The following is a 12,885-nucleotide window of genomic DNA, read 5'->3' as shown; positions in this document are numbered from 1 at the left end:
TATTTTACAAAGTCCCTATTAATTGTGTAACAAAAGATGCAATTTTATTATAATCTATAGAATTTTTAAAATTTATTATATTGTCTACCATGAAGTTTATTCGATCATTTAACCTTTTATCAACTAAAGCATCTAATAAGTTTTTTAAGTCATCTTCATCGTTATATACAATGCCTATACCTTTATCTATTATAAATCGAGCATTTTCTATCTCTTGTCCAACTTTAGGAAGCATGACAACTACCGGAATTTCACTTTTTATAGCTTCAAATAAAGTTGCACCACCAGGTTTTGTTATCAATAATGTATGTTCTTTTAATAAAGATGGCATATTTGTTACAAATCCTAAAACATTAATGTTTTTAAGAGGTTTTTTTTCTGTCAATTTATCATAAAGTTTTTGATTTTTACCACAGACTATAGTGACTTCTAATGCATCTTCATTTAAGTTTAACAAATCATCTATGTAGTAAAAAAAATCATCCTCCATATCAAATAAACCTCTACCACCACCAACTATAAGTAATTTATGTTTTTTGAATGCATTTTTTTCTGAGTTATGCTCAAATTCTTTTTTTACAGGAACGCCAGTTACTTTAACTATATTAGGGTTTATACCTTTTTGTACATATCTATTTTTTATTTCATGAGAAGCCACAAAATACATGTTAGTAGTTGGATAAATCCATTCAAGACTATCGACAACATCTGTAACTACTGTAATAGTTGGAACTTTAAACTCAGGATTTTTAGTTTTGAAATAATCAACACAAGTACATGCCATAGGAAACGTTGAAATTATAAGATCTGGATTAGTTTCCAATATATACTGAGACAATTTTGGAGTATACATTTTATAAGCTATATCATGTCTAGAATCAAATGATTTTTTTAAATAGTAATAATAATTGTATAATCCAGGTGTATATTTTGTATTAGCCTCATAAAGCTTAACAAGTGGTTTGTTCATTTTTGGAACACTTGCACTTATAAAATTCTGGATAACAACTTTATATGAAGGCTGTTCTTCAAGTATGTACTCTTTAATAGCATTAGCAGCACTTATATGTCCGGCCCCAAATTGAGCTGTAAGAATCAATATTGTTTTTTTGGTGTTATTCAATATATCACCTCTTTTTTAAAATTTAATTAATGATAGTATTATACATTTATATAAATATTAAATCAATTATATATTATATGTATGGAGGTAATGGATGGAAGGAATTGATACAAAAGAAAAAGGAAATGATTATAAAAATTTTGAATTGATGGATTCATTTAGAATAGTAATATATTCTATTTGTGGAGTTTTTATATTTTTTATACCAATAAATTTAAAAGGATCTACAAATACAATTATATACCACTTATATTTTTTTATTCAAGACAAGTATATAGAATTAATTAAGTTGTATTTATTTATAATGGTAACTATAGGATCTATATTACCTATAGTTAAGCATAAAGAAAAGGAATATGATGCATTTAGCAATATAATAAAGTGTATAAAACCTGTAAGTATATTATTTATACTTATAATTTTTTCTAAAATCGAATTTAGAGCATACAATAATAGTAGCTTGCTATTTATGAGGGATTTTTTATTGAAATCAGTTATTGTTTTATCAATAAGTTCTTTATTTTTACCTTTTATAACAGAATATGGGTTATTGGAAATTTTCGAATCATACTTTCAAAAATATACTAAAAAAACTTTTAAACTAAGTGGAAAATGTGTATTAAATATATTAGTGTATTTATTTGTAGATATATTTAGTGGAATGTTTATGACTAGTCAGTTATATAAAAAAGGAAGGCTTAGACAAAGTGAAGCGTGTATAATGGTTTCTTGTTTTTCTTTTACTAGTATTTTAAATTGTTACTATTTAGCAGATGAATTAAATTTAAAGTCTGTAGCATTTACTATTTTTATGGTTATAAGCTTATCATTAGGTGTAAATTTTTTAGTATGTAGGATATGGCCTTTAAAAATTAAGAAAAAAACTTATTTATACAAAAATTCTTATAAAGAATGTAGCTTTAAAAAGGATAAATTTAAAAATGCAATAAGGAGACATTTATCTACTAAAAAAAATAATAAATTAATATATTACATGTTTGAAAATTTTAAAGAATCATTTAATATAATTATGACAATATTACCCAATTTAGTTATAATTATATTTGTAGGAGAGTTTTTAATAAATAATACAGGATTGATTGACACTATAGGTGAAATTACTTATCCAATTATAGAACTGCTTAAACTACCATCAAAAGTTCAAATAAATGAAGCTTTATGCTTAGGTATGTTTAATGGAGGCAGGTATATAGAATTTATAAATAATGATATAAAAGATATATCTGGTCTTATAATATTTATAATATCTATAGTGCAAACGATATCAATCAGTACTAATATGGTATATGTAAGTAGTACTGATATTCCCATTAAAAAAATTGAACTTTTAGCCATTGGGATAGAAAAAATATTAATATCTCTAACAATAATTTATTTATTTTACTATTTAATTATAGGAAACTTATAAAAATAGGGAGGTTTAGGTTATGGAATATAAATCAGAGTTAGTAAAAAAATATTTAACAGAAGTGTTAAATATACCAAGTCCATCTGGTTATACTCAAAATATAATGGAGTATATAACAGGAGTTTTAAAAACTTTAAATGTAGAGTATAAGGTAACAAATAAAGGGGCTGTAGTTGCCACAATAAAAGGTGACGATGATGAATATCAAAAGACTTTATCTTGTCATGTAGATACATTAGGAGCTATGGTAAAAGAAGTTAAAGGAAATGGAAGATTGGCATTAACTCAAGTTGGTGGATATATGATGACTTCAATTGAGGGTGAATGTTGTGAAATACATACCAGATGTGGAAAAGTTTATGAAGGTACTATCCAAACTATAAAACCATCTGTTCATATACACTCTGATTGTAGAGAACTTCCGAGAGTTCCAGCCAACTACGAAGTTGTTATAGATGAGCAAGTTTGTTCTAAAGAAGATACTGAAGAATTAGGAATAGAAGTAGGAGATTTTATATCTTTTGATCCTAGAGTTAAGATAACTGATTCTGGATTTGTAAAATCTAGACATTTAGATGACAAAGCTTCAGTTGCAGCAGCTTTATATGTTATAGAGTATTTAAAACTTGTTGGAATAAAACCCAAACATACTGTAAACTTTTTCTTCAGTAATTATGAAGAGGTTGGACATGGATCATCAGCAGCTGTACCAGAAAAAACTAGAGAGTTTATAGCTATAGATATGGGATGCCCAGGAGAGGGTCAAAACTCAACTGAATACGATGTATGTATATGTGCAAAAGATTCAGGTGGACCATATGATTATGAGTTAACAAATAGGCTTATTCAAATTGCAAAAGATAATAACATAGGATATAAGGTTGATACTTACCCTAATTATGGATCAGATGCAGGTGCTATGCTAAAAGCTGGATATGACGTTAAAACAGCTTTAATAGGTGCTGGAATATTTGCATCTCATGGGTATGAAAGAACTAACTTAGAATCTATTATAGAAACTATAAAATTAGTAACAGAATACGTTAAATAATAAAAGTTAAAAAGTCGTACTTTTCGTAAGTTTTAATTAGTGCCACTATCTAAATTTCCTACATACAGGCTTAGAAACATGCCTGTAAATGTCGCTTAAATTAGGTAGTTACACTGGATCTTCAAAAGCGAGGAGTACGACTTTTTTAGTGAGAGAGTGAGGGATGGGGAATAAAAAATTTAACAAGGTATTGTGTAACACACAGTAGTGTGCTATCATATGGTTATGACGATGATTAAACAAGGTACTATATAAAGCATAGTAGTTATTTTATAGAAAGGATGGAGTAAATGAATACACAATTTAAAAAAGGTGTTTTAGAGATATGTGTTCTAGCTCTTATATCTAAAAAAGATATGTATGGATATGAAATAGTTCAAAACATTTCTAAGGTTATAGAAGTGAATGAAGGAACTATATATCCTTTACTTAGACGTTTGACTAAAGAAGAGTATTTTGAGACATACATACTAGAATCAAATGAGGGGCCAGCTAGAAAGTATTATAAGATAACGGGGTTAGGTAAAGAAAATTTAATAAATCTTATAAAAGAGTGGAAAAACTTTACTAATGCAGTAGATTATCTTATTAATTTAGATTAAGGAGGTACTAAGGTTGAATAAAAGAGAATTTTTAGAAATATTAAAAGATTATTTATCTAATCACTTTTCTGATGATGAGGTCAATGATATATTAAGAGATTATGAAGAATACTTCATAGATGGCGAAATAGAAGGGAAAAGCGACTTGCAAATTATAGAATCTCTAGGATCGCCTAAGTCTATAGTTAGAGATTTAGTAGGTGAAATGAAAGAAAGTAAAATTAATGATAGTAACAAAAAATTTGATAAACTTCATGATGGTATAAATCAAGTCAAAATAAGGCTAAAAGATAGTTACTATAAAACTAAAGATGTTATAAATAATAAGTTAACTCCAAATTTAAGAAATGATGATGAGGGATTATCAACAAAACTTATAAAAGTACTACTAGCTTGTTTGAGCTTTGGATTAATGTGTATTTGGGTTTTATTTATATTAATGATGGCAAGTGCAGGTTTAACTATTGGGGCGTTAAATATAGCGTTTATTGCTTTGTTAGGGACTTCAGGACCGTTGTTTGGATTAGATAGTTCTATAGCTGCGCTTATAATATTTTCGAGTATAGGAATTATAGGGTTTGATATATTGGTAGTACAGGTTTATATATACATTATGAAGTTAGGCAAAAAAATATATAAGCAATATATAAACTGGTTAAGAAACAAGAAAAAATATATACATGCAAAAGAAAATAAAATAAATTATAAAGGAGATGATATAGATGAATAAGAAAATAACTATATTTGCAGTTATATTGATTGCTATAGGAATTATAGGGACTATATCATCATCGATAGCTGCAGTACCATTTGCAACTAACTATATAAATGAATGTGCAAAAAAAGCAAGTGAAAAGGTCACGATATATGAAAAGAAAGTTAATGTAAGACAATTAGATATAGACACTAAGAATATAACTGTAGAAGTTAAAAAAAGCAACTCTGATAAACTTAAAATTGTTCAAGTTGGAAGATTAAATAACAATACATTAACCATAGAGAATAAAGAAAATACATTTGATATAAAACAAAATGAAGAAAATAGACATATAGATATGGAAATTCAGGGATTTGGTGATGCTGTAATAAATATGCTAAACTTAGGTTCAAACAAAATAATTGTATATGTTCCAAATAATGTAGATATACAAGCGAAAACTAGATATGGAGATCTAATTATAACGGATAATGATGTATTAAATGAAAAAGTAACTTTTTCAAATGAATATAGTCAAATTACATTACCAAAAGAAGCTAAAACCTTAGAGAACTTAACTATAAGTTCAAACGGAGATATAAATCTAAAAGCTAGTGAAATATTAGGAATAAAGAATATAAATATAAGTACTACTGCAGGAGTATATTTACAATCTATGCCTGATGATGTATTTATTGAAAATATAGAAAAATTTATACCAGAAACATTTAATATAATAGCAACAAAATATTCACCTAGTATAAATATAGAATCTACAATTCCTATTGCAAAAAAATTAAATATAGATAATAAAAATGGAATGACGTATTTAGATTTACCTACCGATAAATATAATATAGAATTTAATTTAGATGCATCGGAGAATATACACTTTGAAGATGAACAAGATAATAATCAAGAACCTATGAAAAAATTTAATGGAACCATAAAACAAAATGAAGAAAATCAAAATAAATATAATGTAGATATAAAATCACAAATAATAAATATTAGAAATATTTAAAATAAAAGGAGCTTTAAAAGCTCCTTTTTTATTAGTTATAAGAGTTAAAGTCAGATTTACTTGATAAGTAAGTAGCCATAGCTAACATACCAACTCCTAAAGTGAATTTTGCTTGTTGCTTAACTGCATACTTAGCAACAGGTACAGTTACTTTTCTTGTTTTTGGACTAACTAGGCTAAGTCCTGTTAGAACTGTAGCAGAAACTGCTGTAGCTGTCATCACAGGATGTTCTTTAGCATAATCCTTTATATAGTCAACTGTAGTTTTTGGTTCATCAAAACACTCAAAATTTGTACCACAGCAACATTCATCATAAGGATAGTTTACTTTAGACTCATAGTTGTCTTTTTTTTTACTGTATTTTCTACATCTTCAGCAATTTCATTTGTTTTATCAGCTACATCATGTGCAACACCATTAGCTTTTGATAAAAGTTCATTAGCTTTTTGTTCAGCTTTTTCTATATACTCTTGTCCTTTTTTAGTATAATCATCAATTTGATTATTAATGTTTTCATTATTTATTTTGTTATTATTCAAATTAATCACTCCAATCAACTATAATTTAGTGTTTTGATATAAATTTTAATTCACATATATCTTATGTAATAAAAGAAAATTTATAGTAAGAAAAAAATAAGTTTAAAGGTAATTTTTGTATATATTTTAGACATTATTAGTAACCACACAAAGAGACTTTCATATAATTATTATTAAGCATATTAATTTGCTTAGTTAAAATAAAATACAACAAAGGGGTTTTGACTAGCTATGAGTACAATGAGAAAAAAGAAAAAATGTTATAATAGCTGTTCTGCAAATATAGGCTGTAACCAAAAAAAAGAAAAAGAGAGCTACTGTGAACCATGTAAAAAACCGGTTCATAAAAAATGTGAACCAGTAAAAAAATTAGAACCAACTTGCTGTCCTCCAGGTCCATGTGATGACTGTGAAATAAAATTTGATGATACATGTGTTAAGCTAGCACAAGAAGCGGAAAGATTATTTAAAAAAGCTTTAGATTGTGAATGCTTAGCTGTAGAGTCATATGAAGAAGCTAAAGAATTTGATAAAAAAGCTAAAGCATTAGAAGCTAAAGCTAAAAAATTAGCTAAAGAGTCTATGGAAAATGAAACAGAAGCTGAAAAACTTAGAAAACAAGCAAATCAACTTTTATGTAAATCGGAAGACCTTTGTGCAAGAGCAAAATGTTTATACAAAGAAGCTGAGCAATCAGGGGATGAAGCAGAACAATATTGCGAAAAAGCTAAATGCTTATATGAAAAGTCTCAAAATGTAAATGAACAAGCAAAATGTCTATATTCTCAAGCTATGAAATGTGATGAAAAGGCTATGAATTGTTATAAAGCTGCTGGGGAAAAAATAAAAGAATACGAAGGTAAATCTAAAAAATGTGAAGATATGATGAAAAAATGCCAAGAAAAAATTGCTGGATGCTATGAAATGGATGACTGCAAGCCGAAAAAATCTTGCTATGTGGATTTAGGAATAGAAGAACCATGCAAAGAAAAGAAAACATGTAAGCCATGTAAACCAATGCATATATGCAAAGAAGAAAAACAATGTAAACCAATTTACACATGTAAAGAAGAGAAGTCAAGTTGTACATGTGAGCCTAAATATGTAAGTCCAACTTATTGCAAACCTAAAAAGGAAGTAAAACAACCATGTGGATATGAATTTAACTTCTGTAATGGACAAAATAACAATCAAAATAAAGATGAATACTGTGATTTAGACGATATAATGTTAATTAAAGAAGAGGAAACAGGATTATATATAAATCCTATATATAATATGGAACCAATGCAATATATGGGTGAATTTGCAAATAAATATCCATCAATGGATGAACCATATATGTACATGGAAAATATGGGAATGGAAGAAATGCAAGATATGTGGATGAACTATTATATGTATATGCAAAATATGATGAATAATATGATGTATAACTTAGAAGATTAATTAACTAAAAAATCAAAGCTCATAGTTTTTAACTATGAGCTTTGATTTTTTTGGCATAAAATAATAATATAATATATGTATAGTTAATTTTAGGTAGAGAAAGGAAAAGTTATAATGTTTTTAAAAAAAATTGTATACGTAGCTATAATTAGTTGCGTGATTTTAGCATGTATTGGGTGTAATACTTCTGATTCAAAGAAAGAGTCTAATAATGAAAAAGTAGCTAAAAAAATAGAGAAAGAAGAATTTAAACCTTTATTTGAAGTTCAAAAAATTCCAGATAATATATATGAAAAGATGATTGGAAATTCTATTCCTGATAAAGACTTTGTTGATAAAAATTCTTTGGATTATTTGAAAATAACATACTATGGATTTGATAATAAGCCGCACATAGGTGATATGGTAGTTAGTAAAGAAGTATCGAAAGAAGTTATAGAAATATTTAAAGAGCTGTATGAAAATAAGTATCCTATAGAAAAAATAAGTCTAATTGATAATTATGGTGCAGACGATGAATTATCTATGTCAGCCAATAATACATCCTCATTTTGTTATAGGGTTGTAGATGGGTCAAAAGTGTTATCAAATCATTCAAAAGGATTAGCTATAGATATAAATCCTCTTATTAATCCTATGGTCAAAAACGGAGATGTAAGCCCTAGAAAAGGTCAAGATTACATAGAAAGAAATGAAAATGTTAAAGGCATGATAACAAAAGGAGATGCATGTTATAATGCATTTACAAAAAGAGGTTGGACATGGGGTGGTGAATGGTCAAACTTAAAAGACTATCAACACTTTGAAAAATAAAAGAGACGTAATCGCCTCTTTTATTTTTTTTATTTAGTTAATTCAGACTCTATTTGTTTATACAAGTTTTCCATCATCGTATTAAAATTCCTATTTGCATTCATATAATTAGAAACTAGAGGATGATTAAAAAATTTATCGTAATCTCTATTTAGCTGACTTATTTTTTTTGAGGCATCTTCTATTTTATATCTAGAATATATATGGTTTTTCTTTTTTACATATTCATCGAATTGTTTTCTTAAAGTCGAATTTCTATCAAGGTCTTTCTTTGCTTTATTCATAGTCTTAAACTCGTTAGTATTTCTTATACACAATGCTAAATCTTTTGCCTTATCATTAATATTCATAAAATACCCCCTTGAAAAGTATAAATTAACTTAATAATATATTATAAAAATAAATAATAAGTGTTACTTATCTTTCAAATTAAAGTGTAGCAAAATTAACAATTATGAATAATATATACTATGAAGTACAAAGACATATAAGAACCTTACAACGTGGAAAAAGAGACCTTTATTTCAAAGGTCTCTTTTATATTACATCAGTCATAATGTCACTATGTATGAAATTTTCACTTTCATCACAAGGAAATAAATCTTTTAAAAATATGTTTCTTAAGATCCCATATTCATTTTCTTGTTGAGTTTTGAATTCAAACCCTTTATTTAAAATATTGTTTATGCTATGGATATTATCTACAGCAGCTACTGTTAATATATATTTTTTACGTTGAGATTTAGCTATATCTATTCTTAAATCAAGTAATTTGCTTTGAAGAGAATTACCTCTATACATAGGATGAACCATAACAAAACCTGATATATAAGTGCTTTTAAAGTCTTCTACAGAAACTCCTAAATAAGATAAAAGTTCTAAATCTTTTATGCTAGGGACATCACAAAGAGCACAAGCAATAAGATCTAAACCTACATAACAACCAATTATAAAACCACCATTATCGACGGTTTTTTTTAATGCGGCATGATCTCTATTTTTTAACCAATTTTTATTATCCATAGAATTACTCACTTCTTCGTAGAGTTTTGAGACATCACCAAAATTTTCCTCACTTAAAAAACGAAAATTTGCATATATATTATTAGTAAGAACATTATTTACTTTAGACAGTTTCATTTTTGTTAGCAACTGAGCACCTCTTTCCTTTAATTTAATGTTAGACAATTATACCATAAATTTAATTATATTTGGCTAAAAAAATGTAAAAACTATATAAAATATTATGTTAGCTTTGAAATACTCTATATTCTTAAGATAAAGTCTATTATTTGATAGGAGGAACCAACTTGAACATAAAAAATACAAAAGGCAAAACACTAAGGAGAATATTAGTATTAGCAGGGATTTGTATTATTACTACAATTATTTTAAATAATAAAAATGAATTAAAGTTGAATACATTTATAAGAGGAAATGAAGTTGTAAAAATTAATAAAGATCCAGAAAAAGAACAATTTCAACTTTTGCTTGAAAATTTATTTGATCATAGGAATGAGGCTATATTGACTAAAAATGATGATGTTTTGAAAAAATTATATGATATAAATCATAAGTTTGGATTATGGGCATATGAGCAAGAAGTAACTAAAATGAAATATTTACAAAACTGGTCATATAAACAAGGTGTTAAATTTAATGATATAAAAACTAGAGTTAAAATTAGTAAAGTAAAAGAAAAAGAGGAAAATTTATATGGAATTATATGTTCGGTATCTACTGAATATAATTACTCATATGAGAATCAACCGGATATGAAAAATATGTTTAGAATAGGAACATATCATTATCTTAATATGAGAATTGAAGATAATGAATATATAATTACAAAAGAATGGTATACTGACCCATTTGCAGATTCACTTCATCTAGACAACATAAAATCTGACGATATTAGAAATTATATAATGGCTCAAGATAAAAAAGATGTAGACTTAACTAATGAACAGGTTAAAGCAATTGACTATGCACATAGGTATTGTGGAGCTGCAGCGGATGAAGAACATGGAATGAAATTTAATTCAAAATATAAAGACTTCAATCCAGACGGAGGAGATTGTGCAAACTATGCATCTCAAATTATGTTTGAAAGTGGAAGATTTAAGAAAAATGGGACTTGGAATTATGAGGGAACAGATGGTACTAAAGCTTGGGTTAATGCTCAAGGATTTAAAAATTATTTAGTATATAGTGGAAGAGGGTCGTTGATAGGAAAAGGCTCGTACGAAGAAATTTACAAGCTAGCATATGGTATGACTCCTGGAGATATAGTTGCTTATGAAAAAAATGGTAGAATAACTCATGTATCTACTGTAACTGGAGTTGACTCAAAAGGATATCCACTTGTAACGTGTCATAATACTGATAGATTATTAGTTCCTTGGGATTTAGGTTGGAGTGATAAATCAATAAAATTTCATTTAATAAAAGTTAATTATTAATATTAAAAGAGCTATTTTTATTTAAATAAAAATAGCTTTTTTAATTAGAAATAAAATCTAATTTATTCAAATCTTATTAAATATATGATAAAATATGGATAGATATGTTTTTAAGTTTATACTACTTAATAGGAGGTGTAGTATTTGAATATACTATTTTTTATAACACCCAAAAGTGAAGTAGCATATATATATGATGACTATACAATGAGACAGGCATTAGAAAAGATGGAGTATCATAGATATTCTGCTATACCTATTATAAATCGTGAAGGTGCGTATGTAGGAACTATTACAGAGGGGGACTTACTATGGTATCTAAAGAATGACTTAAATTTAGAATTAAAAGCCATAGAAGATGTATATGTATGTGATGTAAAAAGAAGAATGGACAATAAACCTGTATCTATAAATGCTAATATAGAAGATTTAATATCTAAATCTATGAACCAAAACTTTGTGCCAGTTATAGATGATCAAAATATTTTTATTGGGATAATTAAGAGAAGAGATATAATTGAGTATTGCTATAAAAATATAAAATCATAAAAAAGATAACTAATGTTTATCCATTAGTTATCTTTTTTATTAGTCTTTATTAGTCGTTTAATTTTACTAAATTATTATACTTAGCTTTTAAGTCATTTATTTTTGAAGAGTAGACTTCGTTTTGTTTTTGGTACATTAAGCTTTTAGCTATTTCTTCCTTAACTTCATCAAGTTCAGATTGACCACCTTCGTGTCTATCTTCTACTTTTATTAAGTGATATCCGAATTGAGTTTTAACTGGACCTTGTACGTCGCCTCTATTCATATTAAATACAGCTTCTTCGAACTCAGGAACCATTTGTCCTCTAGGGAAAGTACCTAAATCTCCATCAGCATCTTTAGATGGGCAAGAAGAATGCTCTCTAGCTGCTTCTTCGAATGATATTTCATTACTATTTATTTTGTTTAATAAGTCATTAGCTAATTCTTCAGTATCAACTAATATATGTTTAGCAGATGCTGTTTCAGGTTTAACAAACTTAGTTTTGTTAGCTTCATAGAAGTTAGCTATTTCTTCATCAGTTAATTTAACAGATGCTAAAACTTTATTTATAGAATATTGTTTTAACATATTTTCTTCTATTCTTTTCATTTCAGCTTTGAAGTTTTCGTCATTATGTAAATTTTCGTCTTTAGCTTCAAGGTAGAATAATTCTTGATTTACTAAATCTTCTAGTAATCTTTTTTTACCTTCTTCTGTATTAAATTGCATAGCTTGGTATGGGTCTAAGCTTTTTAAAGCATTCTCGATATCAATATTAGTTATTTCTTTTTCACCGATAGTGGCTAAAACTGTTCTTTCCATTATAATAACTCCTTTTTATTTGATTATTAATAGTATTTTACTACTAAGATAAATAATATCAAAAAATACTAAATATGTCTAATATTTCAAAAAACTAATAATTTTAGTATCTAAGAAACATAAATAGCATTAAAGCAGATGCTAGTATACCAACAACGCCTTCTTCAAGTTTGTATTTATAAACTTTTAATATAGAAATATACATATATGTAAATAATAATGATAGTTTAATTAAAAACCACATAATACTAATAGGGAATATATAGTAACTTAATGTGGAGAAAATAAATGATAAAAGCGTTGAAATTTTATAAAAAACTTCTATCTTTTTTTCAAAATTA

General features: G+C 26.8%; 15 protein-coding genes and 1 pseudogene. 9 read left to right on the top strand and 7 right to left on the bottom strand.

The genetic code is table 11. From position 1 onward, the window contains the following. Positions 1-4: 4 nt before the first annotated feature. On the bottom strand, positions 5-1,123 hold the full coding sequence (locus VN21_RS15185; protein ID WP_046823997.1) for an MGDG synthase family glycosyltransferase: 1,119 nt from the start codon (positions 1,121-1,123) through the stop codon (positions 5-7). A gap of 94 nt (positions 1,124-1,217) precedes the next feature. Here VN21_RS15185 and VN21_RS15180 point away from each other — a divergent pair, with 94 nt between their 5' ends. From VN21_RS15180 to VN21_RS15160, 5 genes are all read left to right on the top strand, one after another. After that, positions 1,218-2,552, top strand: coding sequence for a YjiH family protein (locus tag VN21_RS15180; RefSeq protein WP_046823996.1), 1,335 nt, complete (start codon positions 1,218-1,220; stop codon positions 2,550-2,552). A gap of 19 nt (positions 2,553-2,571) precedes the next feature. Next, a complete protein-coding gene (locus VN21_RS15175; protein WP_046823995.1) occupies positions 2,572-3,603 on the top strand; it encodes a M42 family metallopeptidase in 1,032 nt (343 codons plus the stop codon). A gap of 290 nt (positions 3,604-3,893) precedes the next feature. Then, positions 3,894-4,205 (top strand): PadR family transcriptional regulator, encoded by a 312-nt coding sequence (locus tag VN21_RS15170; protein WP_046823994.1) that lies wholly within the window; start codon positions 3,894-3,896, stop codon positions 4,203-4,205. A 13-nt stretch (positions 4,206-4,218) separates the two neighbouring features. Then, positions 4,219-4,935 (top strand): DUF1700 domain-containing protein, encoded by a 717-nt coding sequence (locus VN21_RS15165; RefSeq protein ID WP_046823993.1) that lies wholly within the window; start codon positions 4,219-4,221, stop codon positions 4,933-4,935. After that, positions 4,928-5,926, top strand: a complete 999-nt coding sequence (locus tag VN21_RS15160) for a DUF4097 family beta strand repeat-containing protein (protein ID WP_046823992.1) — start codon at positions 4,928-4,930, stop codon at positions 5,924-5,926. Before VN21_RS15165 ends, VN21_RS15160 begins: the two co-directional genes overlap by 8 nt. Positions 5,927-5,957: 31 nt before the next feature. Here the strand turns inward: VN21_RS15160 and VN21_RS15155 are convergent, their stop codons facing one another. Next, positions 5,958-6,149, bottom strand: coding sequence for a hypothetical protein (locus VN21_RS15155; protein ID WP_143709805.1), 192 nt, complete (start codon positions 6,147-6,149; stop codon positions 5,958-5,960). Positions 6,150-6,250: 101 nt separating this feature from the next. After that, a complete protein-coding gene (locus VN21_RS15150; protein ID WP_046823991.1) occupies positions 6,251-6,466 on the bottom strand; it encodes a hypothetical protein in 216 nt (71 codons plus the stop codon). A gap of 231 nt (positions 6,467-6,697) precedes the next feature. On the opposite strand from VN21_RS15150, the gene VN21_RS15145 reads away from it, so the two are divergent. After that, entirely contained in the window at positions 6,698-7,915 is a 1,218-nt protein-coding gene (locus VN21_RS15145) for a hypothetical protein (protein WP_046823990.1), read from the top strand. 114 nt (positions 7,916-8,029) lie between these two features. Then, a complete protein-coding gene (locus VN21_RS15140) occupies positions 8,030-8,728 on the top strand; it encodes a M15 family metallopeptidase (protein WP_052952099.1) in 699 nt (232 codons plus the stop codon). A 29-nt stretch (positions 8,729-8,757) separates the two neighbouring features. Here the strand turns inward: VN21_RS15140 and VN21_RS15135 are convergent, their stop codons facing one another. Together VN21_RS15135 and VN21_RS15130 are read right to left on the bottom strand one after the other, a co-directional pair. Next, positions 8,758-9,078 carry a YlbF family regulator gene (locus VN21_RS15135; protein ID WP_046823989.1) on the bottom strand — a complete coding sequence of 107 codons (321 nt, stop codon included), beginning with the start codon at positions 9,076-9,078 and terminating at the stop codon, positions 8,758-8,760. A 187-nt stretch (positions 9,079-9,265) separates the two neighbouring features. After that, a complete protein-coding gene (locus VN21_RS15130; RefSeq protein WP_161794414.1) occupies positions 9,266-9,751 on the bottom strand; it encodes a GNAT family protein in 486 nt (161 codons plus the stop codon). A gap of 287 nt (positions 9,752-10,038) precedes the next feature. Between VN21_RS15130 and VN21_RS15125 the strand changes: the two genes are divergently transcribed. Both VN21_RS15125 and VN21_RS15120 read left to right on the top strand, forming a co-directional pair. After that, positions 10,039-11,190 carry an amidase domain-containing protein gene (locus VN21_RS15125; RefSeq protein ID WP_152650834.1) on the top strand — a complete coding sequence of 384 codons (1,152 nt, stop codon included), beginning with the start codon at positions 10,039-10,041 and terminating at the stop codon, positions 11,188-11,190. 144 nt (positions 11,191-11,334) lie between these two features. Continuing rightward, on the top strand, positions 11,335-11,739 hold the full coding sequence (locus VN21_RS15120) for a CBS domain-containing protein (RefSeq protein ID WP_046823987.1): 405 nt from the start codon (positions 11,335-11,337) through the stop codon (positions 11,737-11,739). A 49-nt stretch (positions 11,740-11,788) separates the two neighbouring features. Here the strand turns inward: VN21_RS15120 and VN21_RS15115 are convergent, their stop codons facing one another. Further along, on the bottom strand, positions 11,789-12,544 hold the full coding sequence (locus VN21_RS15115) for a peptidylprolyl isomerase (RefSeq protein WP_021429681.1): 756 nt from the start codon (positions 12,542-12,544) through the stop codon (positions 11,789-11,791). 103 nt (positions 12,545-12,647) lie between these two features. Further along, positions 12,648-12,885: pseudogene (locus VN21_RS18995) on the bottom strand (hypothetical protein); the annotation flags it as partial.

The sequence above is a fragment of the Paraclostridium benzoelyticum genome (assembly GCF_001006285.1).
GTDB classification, from domain to species: Bacteria; Bacillota; Clostridia; order Peptostreptococcales; family Peptostreptococcaceae; genus Paraclostridium; species Paraclostridium benzoelyticum.
The sequence above is the reverse complement of the archived record's forward strand: the minus strand, read 5'-3'. Positions and strand labels throughout refer to the sequence as shown.